Source organism: Amycolatopsis sp. cmx-4-83 (assembly GCF_046548815.1).
In the GTDB taxonomy this organism is placed as follows: domain Bacteria; phylum Actinomycetota; class Actinomycetes; order Mycobacteriales; family Pseudonocardiaceae; genus Amycolatopsis; species Amycolatopsis pretoriensis_A.
The window spans coordinates 152,228-173,002 of record NZ_JAEBEF010000020.1 but is presented as its reverse complement, the minus strand read 5'-3'; the positions used below and the strand labels follow the sequence as shown (position 1 = coordinate 173,002).

Genomic DNA, 20,775 nt, shown 5'->3' with positions numbered 1-20,775 from the left:
TCCGTCACCGCAGGGAAAGAGGGGAAACATGAACCGAGCAGTGAAACGGGCGGCCGTCGTGGCGGCGCTCGCCGCCGGCGCGACGGCGCTCGCCGCGCCGTCCGCACTGGCCACCGAGCAGGGCGGCACCTCGAACACGTGCCAGAGCAGCGGTTTCTGCCAGACCGACCCGGTCTGGTTCCCGGGCGGCACCCTCTCGGTCGACGCCGACGTGCACGGCAGCGGCCCGGCGGAGTGGATCGTCCGCGGCCCGAACGGCGTCGTGTGCCGCACCGGGTTCGCCGCCGAAGCCCCGCCGTCGTCGTGGATCTGCCGCAACGTGCCGGCGCAAACGCTCGAGGCCACCGTCGGCGGACCCGCGGGCCCGTCGAACATCGGCCTCCGCTGGTGAACGAAAACCCCACAAAAGAAGGAGAAACCGCATGACGACGATCCGCTTCTTCGCCCGCTCCGTGGTGCGCAGCATCCGGACCCGCGAACTGGGCGCCGCCTGGCGCCTCTACTACGAGATCTACTGATCACCACCGCGGCCGGGGTCTCGCCGACCCCGGCCGCGGTGCTTCCCCGGGAGACCTCCGTGCGCCAGACACTCGCCGAACCGGACGCGTTCCGCACCGATCCGCTGACCGCCCTCGCGGGGTGGGCCGGGGACGGGATCGCGATCCGCCGGTTCGAACCCGGCCGGTACCTCGTGTCCGGCGCCGAACTCGTCCGCACCGCGCTGGCCGGGACGACGACGCCGTTCGAGGCCAAGGCGGCGACCTTCGGCGCCGTCGCCGGCTGGGTGCCCGGCTCCGAACGCAGCCGCCCGGTCAACGCCGCGCTGGCGCGGGAGCTGGACCGGGCCTGGCAGGCCGTCCCGCCCGATCGCATCACCGCCGAGCTGCGGCGGTCCGCCGAAGCCGGCAAGACCTGGCCGGGCGCCCTTTCCGGGTGCTACCTCAAGCTCTTCGGCGAGCAGCTCTTCCCCGGCCTGCCGGCGAAGGCACGGCAAGCCCTGCAGGACGCCCTCGCCGCGTCCGACGGGCTCGACCGGACGTCCACGACGCTGCGGCGGCTGCGGGGTCGGCTCGCGCACAGCCGCGCCGACGCCGCGCTCCACCGCTGGGCGGCCGAGCGCACCGGGCCCCTGCCGGAGGCCATGCGGGCCGCGCTCGGCTCGGCCGACGACGTCGCCCTCGCCCTGCACGGCCTGGTCGGCGCGGTCTGCCGGGCCGCGTCGATGGTGTTCGCCTGGACCGCGCTGCTGGACCGGGGCTGGCGGCCCGGCACGCCGGTGGGCACCACGCTGCCCCCGGCCGACGTCACCGAGCCCGCCGCCCACCGCGTCAGCGAAGCGCTGCGGCTGTGGCCGGTCGCCTGGCTGCTCTCGCGCAAGGTCACCGCGGCCACCGAGCTGGGCGGCGTCCCGCTGGTCCCCGGCGACCGGCTCTACCTGTGCACGTACCTGCTCCACCGGGACCCGGACGGCTGGGACGAGCCCGGCGAATACCGCCCGTCACGCTGGGCGCGGCCGCCCGCGGGCAACAAGGCGCGTTACCTGCCCTACGGCTTCGGCGGCGCCGCCTGCGTCGGCTCGCGGTTCGTCAGCCGGGCGAGCGCGGCGGTGCTGGACTGCTGGGCCGCGCTCGACGACGTCGGCCTGCGGATCGTCGAGCCCGAGCCGGTGTTCGGCTCGCTGCTGGCCCCGCCGGTCGTGCGGCCCGTGCTCACGCGCTGAACCCGTCCCGCTACTCTCACCGGCGATGACCGGTTTGCCCGGTCCGCGGGGGTGGGGAGGACATGCTCGGCTTCGGGGTGCTCGGACCGCTGCGGGTCGAGCGGGACGGCGTGCCCGTCGCCGTCACCGGGCCCAAGGTGCGCGCGCTGCTGGCGGCGTTGCTGATGCGGCCGAACACCCCGGTGTCCCTGGACCGGCTCACCGAGCTGCTGTGGGGCGGCGCCCCGCCGGACACCGCGCGCAAGAGCATCCAGGTCCACGCGGTCCGGCTGCGGCGCGCGCTCGGCGACGGCGTCGTCGAGACGCAGCCGACCGGCTACCTGCTGCGCGTGCGGCCCGAGCAGCACGACCTGCTGCGCTTCCGCGAACTCACCGCCGCGGCGCGGACGGAGGACCGGCCGGACGCCGAACGCGACCTGCTCGCCGGCGCGCTCGCCTGCTGGCGCGGCCCGGTGCTCGCCGACGTCCCGGCCGAGGTCCTGAGCGAGGACGACCTCGCCGAACTCACCGAGGAGCGGCTGCTGGCGCAGGAGCGGTACTTCGCGGTCAGCCTGGATCTCGGCCACGCCGGCGAGATCACGACCGAGCTGGGCCGGCTGACGCGCGAACACCCGTGGCGGGAAGCGTTCTGGGTGTCCTACCTGCGGGCGCTGCACCGCTCGGGCCGGCGCGCCGACGCCCTCGAGGCCTACCGCGCGATCCACCGGCGCTTCGCCGACGAACTGGGCGTCGGCCCCGGCGACCGGCTGCGGCAGGCGCACCAGGACGTCCTCGCCGACGAGCCCGCCGTCCCGGAGTTCCGCCCCCGCCAGCTGCCCCCGGACGTCGCGACGCTGGTCGGCCGGACCGACCTACTGTCCACTTTGGACGCCACGCTCGGCCCGGACCGCCCGCCGTCGACGCACTCGCCGATCGCGCTGGTGGTCGGCCCGGCGGGCGTGGGCAAGACGACGGCGGCGGTCCACTGGGCCCACCGCGCGGCCGCCCACTTCCCGGACGGCCAGCTCTTCGCCGACCTCCAGGGCTACGCGGACGTCCCGGCCCTGGACCGGCTGGCGGTCCTGACCCGCTTCGCGCACGCCCTCGGCGTCCGCCCGGGCGGTGTCCCGACCGACCTGGCCGACGCGGCGGCCCTGTACCGCTCGGTCCTGGCCGACCGGCGAGTCCTGATCGTGCTGGACAACGTGGCCGGCGCGGAGCAGGTCCGCGCCCTGCTCCCGGCCGCCCCGGGCTGCGCGGTCCTGATCACGAGCCGAGACCGCCTCGGCGGCTTGGCGGCCACGGTCGACACCCGGTTGCTGGAGCTGGCCGAGCTACCTGCGGACGAGTCGCTCGCGTTGCTGGCGTCGGTGGCGGGCGAGGGGCGGGTGGCGGCGGAGGAGGACGCGGCCCGCGAACTGGTGCGGTTGTGCGCGGGGCTGCCGCTGGCGTTGCGGATCGCGGGAGCGAACCTGGCCCTGTGGCCGGACCGTTCGGTGCGCGGGTACCTCGCGGAGCTGGCGGCCCCCGACGGGGAGCGGTCCGGCCCCGGGCCGGATCTCGTCGCCCGCTTGGCCGTACCCGGTGCCGAACAGCTCGGGGTCCGCCGGGCCTTCGACCTCTCCTTCGACACCCTCTCCCCCGCCGCCGCCCGGTTCTTCCGGCTCCTCGGCCTGCTCCCCGGAGCGGACATCGACCTCGCCGGCGCCGCCGCGCTGGCCGGGCTGCCCGGCACCGCCGGACTCCTGCGCGAACTGGCCACGAGCCACCTGATCCAGCCCCGCGGCGACGGCCGTTTCGGCCTCCACGACCTCCTCCGCGCCTACGCCGCCGGCCGTGCCCGCGACGACCTGTCGCCCGCCGATCGCACCACCGCGAGGAACCGGCTCTTCGAGCACTACCTCCGGGCCGCCGCGAGTGCCGCCACCGCGCTCTACCCCGACCTGCAGCGGCTGCCCGACGCGCCCGAGCCCGACGAAGCCGTCGAGCCCGCCGAGGCGCGCCGGTGGTTGCTGGCCGAGCACGGGAACATCCTGGCCGCCATCCGGTGGTGCGCGCGGCACGAGCCGGGGCCGTTCGCCTGGCGGGCCGCCGACCTCCTGCGCGGGTTCTTCCACTCGCACCGGCTTGACGCCGAATGGCAGGCCGCCGCGACCGCCGGGCTCGCCGCCGCACGGTCGGCCGCGGACGAACGCGCCACCGGGGCGATGCGGCACAGTCTCGGCGCGCTCGCCTGGAGCCGCGGCGATCTCGAGGCCGCGCTGGGCGAACTCGAAGCCGCGCAGGACTCCTACCGGGCCGCCGGTGCCCTCGACGGCGCCGACTCCGTCCTGCACGCCCTCGGCGTCGTGCACCTGGACCTGGGCCGGCTCGACCGGGCGATCGAGCACTTCACGGCCGCCCTCGACGGCACGCTCCGGCGCGGCACCTCGATCCGCGCCGCGAACGGGCTGATCAACCTCGGCGCGGTGCTCATCGAACACGGCCGTCTCGCCGAGGGCGTCGAACACAACGAACGGGCGCTCGACCTCTGCCGCCGGCTCGGCTCGCCGCACGCGGCCGCGATCGCGCTGTGCAACCTCGGGTACGGCTACCGCGTCTCGGGCGACTTCCCCCGCGCGCTGGCCGTGCTCACCGAAGCACTGGAAGCGTTGCGGGAACTGGGATCCCGCGACGACGAAGCCGACGCGCTCGTGCGGCTCGCGGCCGTGCACCGGGTCACCGGCGACCTCGACCGGGCGTGGCCCGCCGCGCGGCTCGCCGTGTCGGTGGCGCGCGAGGCGGGCAACCAGCGGTTCGAAGTGGACGCGCTCGCCACGCTCGGCGACCTCCACCGCCAGACCGGCGACGCGGCGGCGGCACTGGCCGACTACTCGGACGCCCACCGGCTGGCGGAAAAGATCGGCTACCTGCGCGGCCTGATCGGTACCCGGATCGGTCTGTCCACTGTAGACGCCGACCCGGCCCGGCACGCCGGAACCGCGTTGCGCGACGCCGAACGAGGCGGCTTCCGGCTCCTCGCCGACCAGGCCAGGACCAGCCTGGCGAACCTCTCGATGGACCGGCCGGCGGAAGCGGAAACCCTGGCCGCACAAGCGGTCGACGGCTTCCGCGCCACCGGGCACCGGCTGGGCGAAGCGTACGCGCTGGTGGTGCTCGGCAAGGCCCGCGCGCGGCTCGGCGACCCCGCCGCGGCGCGCGACTGCTGGCTGGCGGCCGAGACGTCCCTCTCCGCCATCGGCGCGGAACCGGCACTGGCCGCCGTGCGGGGTCTGCTGTCCCGCTGAAAACGATTCGACGGCCCGGCCCGGCGCTGACACAGTGGCGTTCCATGATCACCGAGCTGACCGTCGAAGACCTGCGGCTCATGCAGGGCCTGGCGCAGCGGGTCACCGCCGCCCGCCCGGAGCTGGTCAACGGCGACGCCGCCTACGGCGAACTGGCGTGGAACTGGGGCAAGGACCACGCCGCCTTCGCCGCGAGCTGGCGCCGGGAGCTGTGGTTCGACGGCGGCGACCTGGTGGCGTGGGCCTGGGCGCGCCTGCCCCACCGGGTGCGGCGCGGCGACGGCACGGTCAAGGACGTCACCGGCGCTTCGCTGGCGCACCAGGTCCACCCTGGCCACGCCGGGCTCGTCGATGAGGTGATCGCCTGGTACGAAGCCACGGCGGGCGAGGTCGACCGCTCGGCGCTGCCGGGCGTCGCCGACGAATTCGGCTTGGCGCGCTGGAAGGCGCACGGCTACGAGACCGACCCGGACGCGCTCGGCGACACCGGCTCCTGGACCCAGCTCAACGAGCGCGACCTCGGCGACGTCGCCGACCCGGTCCTGCCCGCCGGGTTCCGCTTCCGCACCGCCGCCGAGGCCGGGCCGGCCGCCGCGGTCCAGGCCCACGTCGACGCCTGGGCGCCCACGGCGTACACCGCCCAGAGCTACGAAGGCGTCCGGCACGCGCCCGCGTACCGCGCCGACCTGCACGTCCTCGTCGAAGCCCCGGACGGGACGATGGCGTGCTCGGCGATCATGTGGCTCGACGAAGCCAACCGGACGGCCGAATTCGAGCCGGTCGGGACGCACCCGGGCTTCCGGCGCCGCGGCCTGGCCCGCGCGATGCTCTTGCACGGCATGCGGCTGGCGCGCGACGCCGGCGCCCGCCACATGACGGTCGCCTGCCTGGGCGCACCGGGGCACCCCGCGGCGCGTGAGCTGTATTACGGCGTCGGCTTCCGGGAGCTGTCCCGGGACGCCCCGCTCGTCAAGGCCCGGGCCTAGCGCCCGGCTCGCACCCGAAAGTGGCGGGCCCCCGTAGCGCTTTGCGCAACGATTCAGCCGAAGGCAACCTGTGCTCGAACCTCACGGCCGCCAGCCCGTTCACGCCCGCTCCCGCAGCCACGCGCGGGCGCCGGCCAGGGTCGGGTGCAGGGCGAAGGTGGTGTCCAGCTGCGTGATCTGCAGCGCGCGCAGCACCGGGCGCCGGTCGGTGACCAGCGCGAACGGCACGTCGGCGGCCGTGGTCGCCGCGACGAGCTCGGCGATGACCTGCAGGCCCGCCGAACCGCAGAAGGCGATCCCGCCGAGGTCGACGACGAGCGCCTCCGGCCGCCCGTCCAGCGCGGCGGCGGCCCGGGCGCGCAGCACCGGCGCGCTGACCAGGTCGAGGTCGCCTTCCGCCGCGACGACGACGGCTTCGGGCACGGTGCGCACGCGCACCGTCAGAGCGGGCGGGCTGTCCTCGGGCACGGGGGCGTCCTTCCTGTCGTGCCCGACCTTAGAGCGGCTGCATCGTTTTGTCATCGATTTGCCGGGTAACCACGCCTCGAGGACGACCCCGGCACACGAAAGGACACGGCCACGATGAGCACCGTCACCGAATCCGTCGACGTCGAGACCGACGTCGCCACCGCCTACAACCAGTGGACGCAGTTCGAATCCTTCCCGCGGTTCATGGAGGGCGTGGACGAGATCCGGCAGCTCGACGACACCCGCACGCACTGGAAGATCAGCGTCGGCGGGCAGACCAGGGAATTCGACGCGACGATCACCGAGCAGCACCCCGACGAGCGCGTCGCGTGGAAGTCGGACTCCGGCCCGACGCACGCCGGCGTCGTCACGTTCCACCGCCTCGACGACCGGCACACCCGCGTGACCGCGCAGCTGGACATCGACCCGGAGGGCTTCGTCGAAAACGTCGCCGACAAGCTGGGCATCCTCGACCGCCGCGTCAAGGGCGACCTGGGTCGCTTCAAGACGTTCATCGAGGACCGCGACGGCCACGAGACCGGCGCTTGGCGCGGCGACGTCGAGCGTCCCGGGAGCTGATTCCGGCCCGTGGCGCAGGCCGCCCCCGCCGTGTCCCGAACGGCGGGGGCGACCTTTGTCCTTTGTGGACAGTGTGGCTGTCGGACTTTTTCCGAATGCACCCGGCCGGAGCAGCCGGCGGGTCACACGTTCACGCTGCGTCCCCGAACGCCGGTCCCGCCGGGGAAACCCGCGTCCCGGCGCGCGGCCGTTCAGGAACCGTTCAGTTCTTGGCCGCTCCGGAAAGCGCTTTCTCTCGCCGGAACCCTTTGCCCCGTCCGGTGTAGGGTCTGGCGTCGAACTCGTGGGAGCGCTCCCCGACCGGCCCCGGACGAAGGAGGACAACGTGGTTCCCGGACGCAAGACCTGGTTTTCCCTGGCCGCCGCGGTACTGCTGGGCGGCGTGCTCACCGGCGTCGCCGAGGCGCACGGTTCGGCGACGGATCCGCCGTCGCGCAACTACGGCTGCTGGACCCGCTGGGGCAGCGACTTCCAGAACCCGGCGATGGCGACGCAGGACCCGATGTGCTGGCAGGCCTGGCAGGCCGATCCGAACGCCATGTGGAACTGGAACGGGCTCTACCGCGAGGGCGTGGCGGGCAACCACCAGGGTGCGATCCCCGACGGGCAGCTCTGCAGCGGCGGCCGCACCCAGAGCCCACGGTACAACGCGCTCGACACGGTCGGCGCGTGGCAGACGGCGAAGAAGGACAACCGGTTCACGCTGACCGTCACCGACCAGGCGCACCACGGCGCGGACTACCTGCGTGTCTACGTGACCCGCCGGGGTTTCGACCCGGCGACGCAATCACTCGGCTGGGGCAACCTCGAACTGGTCGCGCAGGCCGGCCGCCTCGCCCCCGCCGGCCAGTACCAGGTCGCGGTCGACGCGGGCACCCGGACCGGACGGCACGTCGTGTACACGATCTGGCAGGCGAGCCACCTCGACCAGTCGTACTACTTCTGCAGCGACGTCGACTTCTCCGGCCGGAGGTAAGTTACGTTACATGCAATGGTCGTAATGCAAGGCGTACCCTCGGGGTCATGGAACTGTCCTTCCCCGAAGGCCCGGCCTGCACGACCGCGGCCGAAGTGGCGGCGGCGTACTCGTCGCCGTCACTGCTGAACCATGCGATGCGGGTCTACGCCTGGGCGACGGCGCTCGGCGAGGCGCACCAGGTGGAGTTCGACGCCGAGCTCCTGTTCGTGGCGGCGATGCTCCACGACGTCGGGCTGGCCCCGGAGTTCGACAGCCACACGAGGCCGTTCGAGGTCGCCGGCGGCCACGTCGCGTGGGTGTTCGCCGCCGGCGCGGGGTGGCCGGCCGCGCGGCGGGAGCGGCTCGCCGAGGTGATCCTCCGGCACATGGGGGCGGAGGTGGACCCCGCCGAAGACCCCGAGGGCTTCCTGCTGTCGAGGGCCGCCGCGGCCGACATCGCGGGGCGCGGCGTCGCGGAGCTGCCCGGCGCCTTCCGCACCGGCGTGCTGACCCGGTACCCGCGGCTGGACCTCGTCACCGAGTTCCTCCGGTGCTTCCGCGACCAGGCCGGCCGCAAACCGGACAGCGCGGCCGCGGCCGCGATCCGCAACGACCTCGCCACCCGGATGGCGGCCAACCCACTCGAACGGGGCTGATCACATGCAGGCCATCACCGTCCGGGACCGCACGGCGGAACCCGAACTCACCGAACTACCGCACCCGCACGCGGCGGAGAACGACGTCGTCGTCCGGGTGCACGCCGCCGCGTTCACGCCCGGCGAGCTCACCTGGCCGGCCACGTGGACCGACCGCGCGGGCCGCGACCGGGCGCCGAGCGTCCCCGGTCACGAACTCTCCGGCGTGGTGACGGAACTCGGCTACGGCACGACGGGCCTGACCATCGGCCAGCGCGTGTTCGGCCTGGCCGACTGGACCCGCGACGGCACCCTCGCGGAGTACGTGGCGGTGGAAGCCCGCAACCTGGCCCCGCTCCCCGCGGACATCGACCACGTGACGGCCGCGGCGTTGCCGATCTCGGGTTTGACGGCCTGGCAGGCCCTCTTCGACCACGGCCGCCTGGAGTCCGGCCGGACGGTCCTCGTCCACGGCGCCGCGGGCAGCGTCGGATCCCTGGCGGTCCAGCTGGCACGCTCGGCGGGAGCCCGGGTGCTGGGCACGGGCCGCCCTTCGGACCGCGAGACGGTGCTCGGCCTCGGCGCGGCGGCTTTCTTCGAGCTGGACCAGCTGACGGAGGCCGGCGAGGTCGACGTGGTCCTCGACGTCCTGGGCGGCGAGGTCCTCGACCGTTCGGCGGCGTTGGTGCGGGCGGGCGGGACGCTGGTGACGATCGCCGAGCCGCCCCGGATCCGCCCGGCCGACGGGCGCGCGGTCTTTTTCGTGGTGGAACCGGACCGAGCCCGGCTGACGGACTTGGCACAGCGGGTACGGGACGGCCGTCTCGAGGTGCGGGTGGGCGCGGTGCGGCCGCTCGCGGAGGTGCCGGCGGAGTTCGCCCACCGGACCCGCGGGAAGACGGTGATCAGGGTGACCGAGGAGGAGTAGCCGGCGGCTGCCCCTTCGGCCGGGCGCCGCGGGTGGCCGGGCGCCCATCCCGGGCGCGCCCGATACCGCCGCCAAACCCGCTCCGGTGCGCCACTCGCACCGGAGCGGGTTCATTTACGCTTGTTTCGGGCGCCGCAAAGCGCCCACTCACATCGGCGACCGCCGAGCCGGGCTCGGGCACTCGCGCAGGTTGCCGCACACCTCCCGACCGCGCCCCAGCGACCGCCGCGCCAGGCTCGACCACTCCCGCGGAATTGCCGCGCCCTGGCCAACCCACGGTGCCGCACACCTCCCGACCGCAAACACCAGCGACCGCCGCGTCAGACTCAGCCACTCCCCCAGGATTGCCGAACACACGCAACTCGCCGCTGCCGCACACCTCCCAGCCGCAACCCCAGCGACCACCGCACCAGTCTCGCTACTCCCGCGGAGTTGCCACTCCTCGGTGCCCCACACCTCCCAGCCGCAAACCCCAGCGACCACCGCACCAAGCTCAGCCACTCCCGCGGGATTGCCGCGACCCGGGCAACTCACCGGCACGCATAGCCACAAGCCCCAGCATCCACCGCGCCAGGCTCAGCCACTCCCCAGGATTGCCGCGACCCGGCCAACTCACCGGCACCGCACAGTCACAAACCCCACCGACCGCCGCACCAGGCTCAGCCACTCCCGCAGAGTTGCCGCGCCGACCTACTCAGTCCGGCCCGGTACCGCACCCATCCCGGCGGGAAGCGTTTCCCGCCTACCCAAGGCATGCCGCTGCCCCGCGCCCCCGATCGCGGGGGTGCGGGGCAGCGGTTACCAGAACTAGTGGGCCTTGTTCTGGCCCCGCGAAACCGGCTCGCGGCCGTTCTTCGCGCTCTCCGTCGGCTTCGCCTCAGGCTTCACCTCGGGCTTCGGCGGCACCGCAGTCGGCGCCGGCGCAGGCGCCGGGGATGCCTGGGGAGCCGCCGGCTTGTCGGCCGCCGCAGGCGGAACCGAAGCCGGCTTCGGGGCGACCGGCTTCTCCGACGGCACCGCCACCGGCTTGTCGGCCGGCAGCGTGGCCGGGTCCGCGGCCTGGTCGGCCAACGGGTTCGGCCGTCGGACCTGCACCACCGCGACGATCGCGCCCGCCACCGCGGCGGCCGCCACCACCCAGGGCCAGCGGGCTCGCTTACCGCGCTCGCCGCGGGCCACGCCCTTCGCTTCCTGCAGGGCCACCGCCAAGTCACGCTTCGCCGTGGCCACCGCCTTGCGCCTGCGCCGGCCGGACTCGTTCGCCGAGCCCACCACCGCCGCTACCGCGAGGGCGGCCTTGCGGCCCGGGTCGCGCATCTTCGCCGCACGGGCCAGTACCTCGTCGCGGGCGGCCGTGGAGTTGGACAGCACGTCGCGGCGGGACGACCGCGTGCTCTTGTCCAGGTCCTTGGTCGCCGCGCGGCCGACCTTGGCCAGCTCGTCCTTGCTTTCGGCCAGTTTCCGGTCGGTGATTTCGACCGCCCGCACGGCCGCGGCCGCACCCACTCGCGCGGCCTCCGCGGCGAGATCCCGAACGCCGGCCGCCGCCGTCTTCACCGATCGCCCGACCGGGGCGTCGCCCTGGCTCATGTGATCACCTCTCACTCGTCGCCGCAGGCACAGCCTGCTCAGCCTCACACCTATGGGCTACCCAGTGGAGGGCCGTCCGGAACCTCGACCACCCGACGGCGTCACGCCCGCACGTCGGGGAGGCTCGCGCCGCGCTGACCGCGCCAGGCCCCACCGGCGGATTCGGGGTCGGTGGACCGGCTCGACTCCTCCCACTTCTCGCCCGCCGCGACGCGGTGCTGCCAGGCCTCCCGGCCGAACTCGCAGGCGGCGCTGCCGGCCAGCAGGCGCAGCGGCGGGTCGTCGAGGTCGGCGACCTTCCGCGGGTCACCGTTCGCGTGCTCTTCGAAGTCGGCCATCGCCCGCACGGACACGCCGACGGTCGCCTCGTACGGCTCGCTGGTCGGCGGCGTCGCCATCGACGCCCCCGCCCAGCCGGTGTGCGTCCCGCCGGGTTCGAGCACGGTGATCTTGATGCCCGGCGGCCCGACCTCGGTGGCCAGCGAGACCTGGATGATCCGGCCGCCGCCCTGTCGCCGCGCCCGCGGGATGCGCCGGTGACGAAGAAGATCATGGTTCTTCCCAGCCCCGCCAGCTCGACCAGGACAGGAGAGGCCCGCAAGAACGCCCTCCTGACGGCGGCGCGCGAGCTCGCGGTGGAGCGCGGTGTGCGCGAGGTCACACTGACCGAGGTGACGAAGCGGGTCGGGCTGCACCCGTCGGCGCTGCGCCGGTACTTCGAATCCCGCGAAGAAGTCCTCCTCGAGCTGGCCGAACTGGGCTGGGCCGACTGGCGCGACCGGCTGAGCGCCGCCGAAGTGGCCGACGTCGTCAGCGGCTCGCCGGAGCAGTGCCGCGGTTCTGCGACCTGCGGACGCACGTGGTCCTCAGCTCTGATTTCCGTCACCGCCGATCACCGCCGACCGCCGCGGCTCACTCGCCGTACAGCGCGAGCCGCTGGAACGCCGCGAGCGCGGCGTCGATCGGGTGCGGCTGGGGCCGTCCGGTGGCGTCGAGTTCGTTCCACCGCTGCAGGTTCAGCGCGATCGCCAGCTGCCGCCCACCGTCGGCGCGGGTCATCGCCAGCGCGCCGCCGCCCCAGACCGTGCCGCCGTGGCCCCAGAACGTGGGCTGTCCCGGCGCCTCCGCCGGGTGCAGGCCGAGCCCGTACGGGATCACCCTGCCCTCCTGGGAAATCACCGGCACGGTCCGCTGCATCTCCGCCACCGACGCCCGGCTGACGACTTCGCCGGCCAGCAGCCGGGCGTAGAAGCGGTTGAGGTCCGCGACGGTCGAGATCAGCGACGCCGACGGCCCGACCCACGACATGTCGTAGACGCTGTAGTCGCGCGGCGGGTCGATCATCCCGAACCAGGACTCGTAGAGCCGGGAGTGCGGGCCGTCGATGTGCGTGCCGCCGGGCAGTTCGGTGTCGCGGAGCCCGGCGCGCTCGATGACGTCACGGGTGATGACCTTCTCGGCCGCCGTGCCGGTCACGTGCTCGAGGAGTTCGCACAGCAGCAGGTATTGGTGTTCGAGTACAGCCCGGGCGTGCTGCCCGGCGGGCCGGCGGCCGGGGCGCCGACCCCCAGCGCGATCAGCTCGACGGGGTCGAAGTGGGTGAACCGGTGGTCGTCCAGGCTCTGCGGCGACGTCTTCGCCAGGTCGGGGAACGCCCGCAGCGACGGGTAGGCGCAGGGCAGGTACTCGGCGAGCCCGCTGGTGTGGTTGATCAGCATCCGGACCGTGATCGCGTCGCCGGGCACCAGATTCGGCAGGTAGTGCCCCACCGGCTTGTCGAGCTCGATCCGGCCCTGCTCGACCTGCACCAGCACCGCGGCGGCGGTGAAGGTCTTGGTGATGCTGCCGACGCGGTGCCGCATTCCGGCGGTGACCGGCCGCCGGGTATCGACGTCGGCGACCCCGGCGGCGCCGCGCCAGACGTGGTCGCCCGCGCGGACTTCGGCGAACAGGCCGGGTACGCCGGCGCGGTGGACGTCTTCGAGAGCCGCGTCGAGCGCGGAAGAATTCAGCACGGTGTCCTCCCAGAGCCGGGACCCGACGACCGGGCCCCTTGCGTCCTCATTATGCACGCGGTGCGTGCAACAGCAAGTGCATAGGTTATGCTGAAGACGTCGAAAGGGGCGAAATGGCGGGCCGCAGGCGTTGGACGACCGAAGAAATCCTGGACACGGCGGCGGAACTGCTGCGCACGAGCGACGCGGAGTCGTTCAGCGTGCGCAAGCTGGCCGCGGCGCTCGGGACGGACTCTTCGAGTCTCTACCGGCACTTCCGCACCAAGACGGAGCTGCTGCGCGCGCTCGCCGACCGCATCCTGGTGTCCGCCGTGGACGGCTACCGTCCCGAAGGCGACTGGAAGGAACGTCTCACCGCGCTCGCCCGGCGCCTGCGGGAAGCGTTCGGCACGCAACCGCAGATCGCGGCGATCTGGGGCCGCTACGCCTCGGGCGGCCACGGGTCCCGGCTGGTCATGGAGCAGGTCCTGGCGGCGTTGCGCGAGGCGGGCCTGCCCGACGAGGAGATCCCGGCGCGCTACCACCGGCTCGCGATCCTGATCGCCGCGCTGATCTCGGCCGAAGCCGGCGTCACCACCATCACGCCGGAGGAGCGCGAGCAGGGCCTGGAGCTGTTCCGCGTCGCGGTGCTGGGCGCCGACCCGGAACGCTTCCCCGCGCTGGCCCACTTCGCCCGCGACGTCCGTCCCCTCGGCGCGGAGCGCGGCGCGGCGTTCGAAGAACTGATCGCCGCCCAGCTCGCCGACATCGAGGCCGCGATTCCCCGCTGAGCCACCGCATGGCCGTATACACCCGGCCTCGTGGTTGGTTAACCTCCGCCGGTGAGGTTCCTCAGTGTCGCGCTCACCGTGCTGTCGGCCGCCTGCTTCGTCGTTCCCCTTTCCCCGCCCGCGCAAGCCGCGGCGCCGGCGCCGTGGGTGGGACCGCTGAGCACCCGGGGGCGCTACATCGTCGACGCCAACGGCGACCGGTTCAAGCTCAAAGCCGCCAACTGGCACGGCGCGAGCGGGACGTGGACCGGTTCGGGCGACACGAACGACCCCGCCAACCACCACGCCGGCGAGATCGCCTACCAGACCCCGCTCGGGCTGGACCGCGCGCCGATCGACACCGTCATCGACGGACTCGCGCAGCTGGGCCTCAACAGTGTGCGGCTGCCGTTCTCCAACGCGATGATCCACGACCCGAACGCGGTTCCCGACCTGCCGGCCAACCCCGGCCTGCACGGCCTCACCCCGCTGCAGGTGTACGACCGCGTCGTCGACCGGCTCACCGCGCGCGGGTTCGCCGTCATCCTCAACAACCACACCACGACGGCGCGCTGGTGCTGCGGGCTCGACGGCAACGAACGCTGGAACACCGCGCAGAGCGAGCAGCAGTGGCAGGACGACTGGCTGTTCATGGCCCGCCGCTACGCCGCGAACAAGCGCGTGGTCGGCGCCGACCTGTACAACGAAGTCCGCCGCAACACCTTCGACGACCCGAACTGGGGCTGGGGCAACGGAACCGACTGGCAGCGCGCGAGCCAGCAGGTCGCCGACCGGATCCTCACCGAGGCCGACCGCGACCTGCTGATCATCGTCGAGGGCATCAACTGGACCGGTCTGCCCATCGACGGCTTCGCCCACGGCCGCCCCACGCTGGAGCCCGCGCGCACCCTGTCGCACACGCTCGTCGACTCCGGGAAACTCGTCTATTCGGCGCACTTCTACGGCTACACCGGGCCGAACCACTCCGGCGCCACCGGCGTCGGCGAGACGCACGACCCGCGCTACCGCGACCTCACGCCCCAGCAGCTGCGCGACACCCTGTACCGGCAGGCGTTCTTCGTCGAGGCCGAGACCGGCAAGCACTACACGGCCCCGCTGTGGATCAGCGAGTTCGGCGAAGGCCGCGGCACCACCGACGCCGCTTCCCGCGCGTGGTTCGAGAACTTCGTGGACTACCTGGCCGAGACCGACACCGATTTCGCCTACTGGCCCGCGGTCGGCTTCCAGACCAACGGCTCCGGCGACGGCTGGTCCCTGCTGGCGTGGGACGCGGCGGGCCGGCGCATCGACGTCCTCGACGGGTCCGACTGGCGCGGCCCGGCCTGGCAGCGGCTGGTGAACGCGCCCGCGCGCACCGGGCAGGTCCCGCCGGCCGAGCACTGGTCGATGCTCAACCTGGACTACGCCGACTTCCCGGCGTCACGGACGATGCGCGCGAAGCCGGACTGGGATCCGGGCGCGCGTAAGGGTTCCTGCCCGGACGGCCAGCGCCTCACCGGCCTGGCGCACACCGGCAACCGCGGCCTCTGCACCGGCACGCTGCCCACGCCCACGGCGTACACCGCCGTCCGCGACGAGTCCTTTGTGGACACTGACTGGGCGTCCGGTTACACCAAGGCCCAGTGCCCGCCGGACCACGCGGTCGTCGGCTACAGCGTCAAGGGCGCGGTGGTTTCCGCGGTCCTGTGCGGCCGCTCCCCCACCCCACTCGGCCGTACCGGCCGCACGGTCTGGTTCGACCGCGGCGACAACCGCCCTGCGGGCGACCTCGGCGGCGATTTCGCGTCGGGCAACTACAAGGGGCAGTGCAACCCCGGCGAGTACGTCGCCGGGGTCGCCTACACGGGCCGGCTCGGGTCGAGCCGGACGCCCGACGCGCTGCTCTGCCGCTCCTGACCTCAGGATCAGGGCGATGGTGTAGCAAACCCGGCCGCTCGGACGACTCAGCACACGTCCAGGTCCGTCGTCACGGAGGAGGGCGACCGGTGTACCGCGTCGTCAGGCTGGTGGAGCAGTGGGCTTCCCAGTTCATCCACGATTCCGCAGCAGCCGACGCGCGCGTCGGTGAACTGGTCACCCGAGCGCTGGGTGACGACCCGGCGATCCAGCTCCTGATATCGGAGGCAGCCGGTGGCGCCGTGACGGAACGGACACGCACGCGGGCACTGCTCGCACTGGAGGAAGAAGCCGAACGCAACCCCTCGTTCGGCCGTGAGCTGCGTGCGGCCATGGGTCCATCGGACGACTTCGCCGCGCCAGCGAACGGCATCGCGCCGATTCGACCGGCACTCGTGACAGCGTCAATCGGCGAGCGGGGCGAGGAAGCTGTCATCTCGGACGCCCCCAACGTCGTGAAACCGCTGTTCTTCGGTCGCGACGACGCCGAACACGACATGGCGGACGGCCTGCTTCGCGAAGGGTTCGTGGCGACCACGGTCTACGAGGAAGTCCTCGCCGGGCGCAAGAACCTGATCGTCGGGCGCAAGGGTTCCGGGAAGAGCGCCATCTGCATGCGGATGGCGACGAGTGATCCAGGGCCCGACCGGTCCTACCTGATCACCCCGGACGATGCCGCCGGTGAGGTCCTTCGGGAATTCACCCTGGAGGGACTCACCGCACCCGCGGCCAAGGCGCTCCTGTGGCGATACGTGTTCGCGCTCCACGCTGCCCGGTTGCTCGTCCGGCACCCGCGCGCGGTGGGCCGGCAGCGACGACGACCCGCTTCGGTGGGAGTTTTGGAACGCTTCCTCCGCGACAACGGCGAACTCGACGACCAAAGCCTCTACCACCGGGTCACGCGGGCGGGCCGCAGTCTCGTGTCTTCCGTCTCGCTCGAGGCGTTCGGGGCGAAACTGGCCGTCACCACGAACAATGCGCCGGCGGGCGTGCGCGCTTCCCGCCAGCTCGAGATCGTCGAAGCGGGCGTACGCCAGGTTTTCGACGACCTCGACTGGGTGGAACGCACCGGGCCGCTGCTCATCCTGGTCGATCAGCTGGAGCAGATCTGGTCGAGCGAGCCGGAAAGCGCCGCACTCGTGATCGGCCTGCTGCTGGCCAGCAAACACGTGGCACTCACGTACGGCAAAGCCCTTCGGTGTGCTTCCTTCGTCCGATCGGACATCTACGACGCCCTGGACTTCAGCGACGCCGACAAGTTCCACAGCGACGAAGTCCGGATCAGCTGGACCAGCCACCAGCTCCACGAGCTCGCGATCACCCGGGCCGGCGTGGCTTTGGGAAGGCGGCTGACGCCGGACGAGCTGTGGGGCGAGGTCTTCCCACCCCGGATCCTCGGCGAGCCGACCGCCGACTACCTCTTCTCCCGTTCCCTGCCGAGGCCTCGTGACGCGATCCAGTTCCTGAACCAGTGCCGGGACACGGCCCATGGCAACGGCCACCACCTCATCACCGCGACCGACGTCCTGGACGCGACCCTCGTGTTCTCGCGCTGGAAGATCCTCGACCTCGCGAAGGAGTACCGGGTGCGGTTTCCGTTCCTGAGCTCCTTGCTGCCGATTTTCAGGGACATCGGGTACGAGCTCACCCGCACCTCCATAGCGCGGATGTTCGGCCCGTTCCGGCAAGGGCTGGCGGACCGGCATCCCGCCTACACTCACTTGCTCGATCCCGACTCGGTCATCGAGTTGCTCTTCTCGGTCGGCTTCCTCGGAGTTCGCCGTCGCGAGGGTTATGTCTACGCCGGAACAGCGGAGACCTCGATCCGGCCGCAGGAGAGCGAGTTCTGCATTCACCCGTGCTTCCGCCCAGCACTCAACGCGACACGACCGACCGAGCAATCCGTCGTCAACAGGGTCACCGGCGACGTCGTCGGAACAGTCATGCAGGCCGGCGCCGTCCACGGCACCATCCACATCGGCGGGGCGGTGGCCGGACATGACGTAGACATTCCGCCGCCTCCTCCTGAGGCGAGCCGCTCCTAGACGACGGTGAAGCTCGACGACAGCGTCGCCGCGGAGCTGTTGCCGACGTAGACCTCGATCCTGCCCGGCTCCACGCGGAACGCGGCCGCGTTGTCGTAGAACCCGACGTCGTCCGGGGTGAGCGTGAACGACACCGTGGTCGACGCGCCCGCGGCGAGGGTCACCCGCTGGAAGCCGCGCAGCCGGCGGACCGGCTGGACGATGCTCGCGACCGGGTCGCGCAAGTAGAGCTGCACGACCTCGTCGCCGGCGCGGGAACCGGTGTTGGCGACCCGGACGCTGACCTGGATCCGCCCGCCGCGGGCCGGCAGGCGTGTGTCCGAAAGCCGGAGGCCGTCGATGCGGAACGTCGTGTACGACAGGCCGTGGCCGAACTCGTAGAGCGGGCCGGACTCCAGGTCGAGGTACTTCGACGTGTACTTGTTGGCCGGATCGGCCGGGCGGCCGGTGTTCTCGTGGTTGTAGTAGATCGGGATCTGCCCGACCGCGCGCGGGAAGCTGACCGGCAGCTTGCCGCCCGGGTTGACCGTGCCGAACAGGACGTCGGCGATCGCGCGACCGCCCTGCACGCCCGGCGCCCACGCCTCGAGCACGGCGGGTGCGTTGTCGTGCAGGTACGGGATGGTCAGCGGCCGCCCGTTGACGAGTACGACCACGAACGGCTTGCCGGTCTCCTTGATCGCGGCCACCAGCTGCTGCTGCACGCCCGGGAGGTCGATGGTGCTGCGCGCCGCCGCTTCTCCGCTCATCGCGGCGGTTTCGCCGACCACCACGACGGTCACGTCGGCCGCGCGCGCCGCCTGCTGCGCCGCGGCGAACCCGCTGGTGTCGGTGCCGTCGACGGTGCAGCCGGCGGTGTAGGTCACCGTGGCTCCCGGCGCCGCGGCCTTGATCCCGTCGACCACCGTCACCGGCGGTGTCGTCGAAGCGCCGGTGCCCAGGCCCGACCACGTGCCGTTGAGGTCGTAGGTCGCCGCGCCGAGCGGGCCGACGACCGCCACCGAGCCGACCGACTTCGCCAGCGGCAGCACCGGCCCGTCGTTCTTGAGCAGCACCATGCACCGCCCGGCGGCCTGCCGCGACGCCGCGAGCGCGGCCGGTGAAGGCGCTTTCACCTCGGTGGACTCGTCGACGTAGGGGTGGTCGAACAAGCCGAGCCGGAACTTGACCAGCAGGATCCGGCGGACGGCGTCGTCGATCTGGTCGCGGGTGATCCGGCGCTGGTCCAGCAGCCGCTGCGCGAACTCAGCGTAGTTCGTGCTGACCATCTCCATGTCGACACCGGCGGGCAGGGCGGCCGCCGCGGCGTCCGCGCCGTCGCCGGCCAGGCCGTGCAGGATCAGCTCCTGGATGCCCGTGTAGTCGCTGACGACGAAGCCGCCGAAACCGTAGCGGCCCTTGAGGACGTCGTGCAGGACGTAACCGTTGCCGTGCGCCGGCACGCCGCTGATGGTGTTGAAGCTTGCCATCACGGTCGCCACGCCGGCTTCGACGCTGGCCTTGAACGGCGGCAGGTAGAAGTTGTGCAGCCGCTGCAGCGAGACGTCGACGGTGTTGTAGTCGCGCCCGCCTTCGGCTCCGCCGTAGGCCACGAAGTGCTTGGCGCAGGCGGCGAGCCGGTCCGGCGCGGAGTAGTCGCGCCCCTGGTAGCCGCGCACCTTCGAGACGGCGAGCTGCGTGGCGAGGTAGGGGTCTTCGCCGTACCCCTCGGCGATCCGCCCCCACCGCGGCTCGTGGGTGACGTCCATCATCGGCGCGTACGTCCAGTGGATGCCGCTGCCACGGGCTTCCTTCGCCGAGACCGTCGCGTCGGCGCCGGCGACGGCGGGGTCGAAGCTCGCGCCCTGGGCCAGCGGGATCGGGAAGTTGGTGGTGTACCCGTGGATCACGTCGAGGCCGAAGATCAGCGGGATCTTCAGCCGCGTCCGCTCGACGGCGAGGTGCTGCAGGGCGTTGAGCTTGGCCGCGCCGACGACGGAGAAGACGCCGCCGAGCCGCCCGTCCGCGAGCGCCGCGCGAGCCGTGGTCTCGTCCCCGACGAGCTGGAGCTGACCGACCTTTTCGGCCAAGGTCATCTTCTTGAGCAGCGCTTCGACGCGTTCGTCGTGCTGCGGCCGCCCGCCGTTCTCGGCGGCGGCGGCCGTGGCGGCGGGGGCGAGCAGCCCCATCGAGGCGACGCCGCCGGCGAGCCCGGCGAGCACGCTGCGCCGGTTCACCCCGTCCGCGGCCGTGGTTTCGTGACTGACCTGCTGCGACATGGCGGGGACCTTTCGCGAGGCACACAGAAGCGGGGGCGGACTCCTCGGATCGGGATCGGGCGCGAACAGCGTATGCCGCGGCGGCGGCCCGCGCAGCACTCAGCGGCGGGGGTCCCGGCCGCGGCCGCGGGAAAACAAAAACCCCCCGCCTTTTCCGGCGGGGGGTGAATGCGTTCGAGCGGGACCGGCTTTCGTTTCCGGCCGGTCCCGCTCGAGCCGGACGTCGCCGGCCCGGGGAATCAGTTGCCCTGGCTCGTTCCGCCGTCGGCGATGGCGCCCGCCGCGCAGTTGTACGGGGATTCGCCACTGGCCTCGTGCGAACCCGGGGAAAGGATCGGCACGCCGATTCCGTTGAGCGCGTTGCGCACCGGGACCTGGACGCCCAGCACGTTGACGTCGTTGTCGCACACGCCGAGCGTGGCGTTGACGTTGTGCAGCGCGTCGGTGTTGTTCAGGTTCAGCAAGCCGAGCTGGTCGTTCTGGTCGTAACCGTGGTGCCCGTGGCCGTCCGGGGTGCCGGCGGCGGCGACCCCGCCGGCCAGGAACGCGCCGGCGGCCATCGTGGCCACGACGAAACCAACCTTCTTCAGCATGGGAAAACTCCTCGAATCGGCGAATTGCGGTTTCCGTCCCGCACGGCAGAACCTACTTTCGCCTTCCG

The 20,775-nt window shown here is 72.7% G+C and carries 16 protein-coding genes and 2 pseudogenes; 12 read left to right on the top strand and 6 right to left on the bottom strand.

Translation table 11 applies throughout. The features are described 5' to 3' along the window. The first annotated feature begins 28 nt into the window (after positions 1 to 28). The 4 genes from ACLJQM_RS44705 to ACLJQM_RS44690 all read left to right on the top strand — a co-directional run bounded on the left by ACLJQM_RS44705 (position 29) and on the right by ACLJQM_RS44690 (position 5,972). Complete coding sequence (locus ACLJQM_RS44705) at positions 29 to 391, top strand: hypothetical protein (RefSeq protein ID WP_360783745.1); 363 nt, start codon at positions 29 to 31, stop codon at positions 389 to 391. A gap of 186 nt (positions 392 to 577) precedes the next feature. Next, positions 578 to 1,720: a cytochrome P450 gene (locus ACLJQM_RS44700; RefSeq protein ID WP_410636236.1), complete on the top strand. Its 1,143-nt coding sequence runs from the start codon at positions 578 to 580 to the stop codon at positions 1,718 to 1,720. A 62-nt stretch (positions 1,721 to 1,782) separates the two neighbouring features. Beyond that, positions 1,783 to 4,986 (top strand): AfsR/SARP family transcriptional regulator, encoded by a 3,204-nt coding sequence (locus ACLJQM_RS44695; RefSeq protein WP_360783741.1) that lies wholly within the window; start codon positions 1,783 to 1,785, stop codon positions 4,984 to 4,986. Positions 4,987 to 5,030: 44 nt separating this feature from the next. Next, entirely contained in the window at positions 5,031 to 5,972 is a 942-nt protein-coding gene (locus ACLJQM_RS44690; RefSeq protein WP_410636235.1) for a GNAT family N-acetyltransferase, read from the top strand. A gap of 99 nt (positions 5,973 to 6,071) precedes the next feature. On the opposite strand, the gene ACLJQM_RS44685 is transcribed toward ACLJQM_RS44690, so the two are convergent. Next, the gene (locus ACLJQM_RS44685) at positions 6,072 to 6,440 is read right to left on the bottom strand and encodes an STAS domain-containing protein (RefSeq protein ID WP_360783735.1); all 369 of its coding nucleotides are present in this window, start codon (positions 6,438 to 6,440) and stop codon (positions 6,072 to 6,074) included. A 114-nt stretch (positions 6,441 to 6,554) separates the two neighbouring features. On the opposite strand from ACLJQM_RS44685, the gene ACLJQM_RS44680 reads away from it, so the two are divergent. The 4 genes from ACLJQM_RS44680 to ACLJQM_RS44665 all read left to right on the top strand — a co-directional run bounded on the left by ACLJQM_RS44680 (position 6,555) and on the right by ACLJQM_RS44665 (position 9,540). Then, positions 6,555 to 7,019, top strand: a complete 465-nt coding sequence (locus tag ACLJQM_RS44680; RefSeq protein WP_360783733.1) for an SRPBCC family protein — start codon at positions 6,555 to 6,557, stop codon at positions 7,017 to 7,019. 325 nt (positions 7,020 to 7,344) lie between these two features. Further along, positions 7,345 to 7,995, top strand: a complete 651-nt coding sequence (locus ACLJQM_RS44675) for a lytic polysaccharide monooxygenase (protein ID WP_410636234.1) — start codon at positions 7,345 to 7,347, stop codon at positions 7,993 to 7,995. A gap of 47 nt (positions 7,996 to 8,042) precedes the next feature. Then, on the top strand, positions 8,043 to 8,633 hold the full coding sequence (locus ACLJQM_RS44670) for an HD domain-containing protein (RefSeq protein WP_410636233.1): 591 nt from the start codon (positions 8,043 to 8,045) through the stop codon (positions 8,631 to 8,633). A 4-nt stretch (positions 8,634 to 8,637) separates the two neighbouring features. After that, a complete protein-coding gene (locus ACLJQM_RS44665; RefSeq protein ID WP_410636232.1) occupies positions 8,638 to 9,540 on the top strand; it encodes an NADP-dependent oxidoreductase in 903 nt (300 codons plus the stop codon). A gap of 807 nt (positions 9,541 to 10,347) precedes the next feature. On the opposite strand, the gene ACLJQM_RS44660 is transcribed toward ACLJQM_RS44665, so the two are convergent. Further along, entirely contained in the window at positions 10,348 to 11,130 is a 783-nt protein-coding gene (locus tag ACLJQM_RS44660; protein WP_360783721.1) for a hypothetical protein, read from the bottom strand. A gap of 101 nt (positions 11,131 to 11,231) precedes the next feature. Beyond that, on the bottom strand, positions 11,232 to 11,573 hold the full coding sequence (locus ACLJQM_RS44655; protein WP_410636231.1) for a hypothetical protein: 342 nt from the start codon (positions 11,571 to 11,573) through the stop codon (positions 11,232 to 11,234). Positions 11,574 to 11,681: 108 nt separating this feature from the next. Between ACLJQM_RS44655 and ACLJQM_RS44650 the strand changes: the two are divergent. Further along, positions 11,682 to 11,867: pseudogene (locus tag ACLJQM_RS44650) on the top strand (TetR/AcrR family transcriptional regulator); the annotation flags it as partial. A gap of 175 nt (positions 11,868 to 12,042) precedes the next feature. Here ACLJQM_RS44650 and ACLJQM_RS44645 read toward each other — a convergent pair. Further along, positions 12,043 to 13,145, bottom strand: a pseudogene (locus ACLJQM_RS44645) (serine hydrolase domain-containing protein). Between the two features lie 113 nt (positions 13,146 to 13,258). On the opposite strand from ACLJQM_RS44645, the gene ACLJQM_RS44640 reads away from it, so the two are divergent. The 3 genes from ACLJQM_RS44640 to ACLJQM_RS44630 all read left to right on the top strand — a co-directional run bounded on the left by ACLJQM_RS44640 (position 13,259) and on the right by ACLJQM_RS44630 (position 17,856). Beyond that, complete coding sequence (locus ACLJQM_RS44640) at positions 13,259 to 13,915, top strand: TetR/AcrR family transcriptional regulator (RefSeq protein ID WP_410636230.1); 657 nt, start codon at positions 13,259 to 13,261, stop codon at positions 13,913 to 13,915. A 51-nt stretch (positions 13,916 to 13,966) separates the two neighbouring features. Further along, entirely contained in the window at positions 13,967 to 15,811 is a 1,845-nt protein-coding gene (locus ACLJQM_RS44635) for a glycoside hydrolase family 5 protein (RefSeq protein WP_410636229.1), read from the top strand. A gap of 89 nt (positions 15,812 to 15,900) precedes the next feature. After that, a complete protein-coding gene (locus ACLJQM_RS44630) occupies positions 15,901 to 17,856 on the top strand; it encodes a P-loop ATPase, Sll1717 family (protein WP_360783710.1) in 1,956 nt (651 codons plus the stop codon). On the opposite strand, the gene ACLJQM_RS44625 is transcribed toward ACLJQM_RS44630, so the two are convergent. Beyond that, entirely contained in the window at positions 17,853 to 20,114 is a 2,262-nt protein-coding gene (locus tag ACLJQM_RS44625; protein WP_410636228.1) for a glycoside hydrolase family 3 N-terminal domain-containing protein, read from the bottom strand. The genes ACLJQM_RS44630 and ACLJQM_RS44625 overlap by 4 nt on opposite strands. A gap of 239 nt (positions 20,115 to 20,353) precedes the next feature. Beyond that, on the bottom strand, positions 20,354 to 20,707 hold the full coding sequence (locus tag ACLJQM_RS44620) for a hypothetical protein (RefSeq protein ID WP_247024544.1): 354 nt from the start codon (positions 20,705 to 20,707) through the stop codon (positions 20,354 to 20,356). Between the last annotated feature and the right edge of the window lie 68 nt (positions 20,708 to 20,775).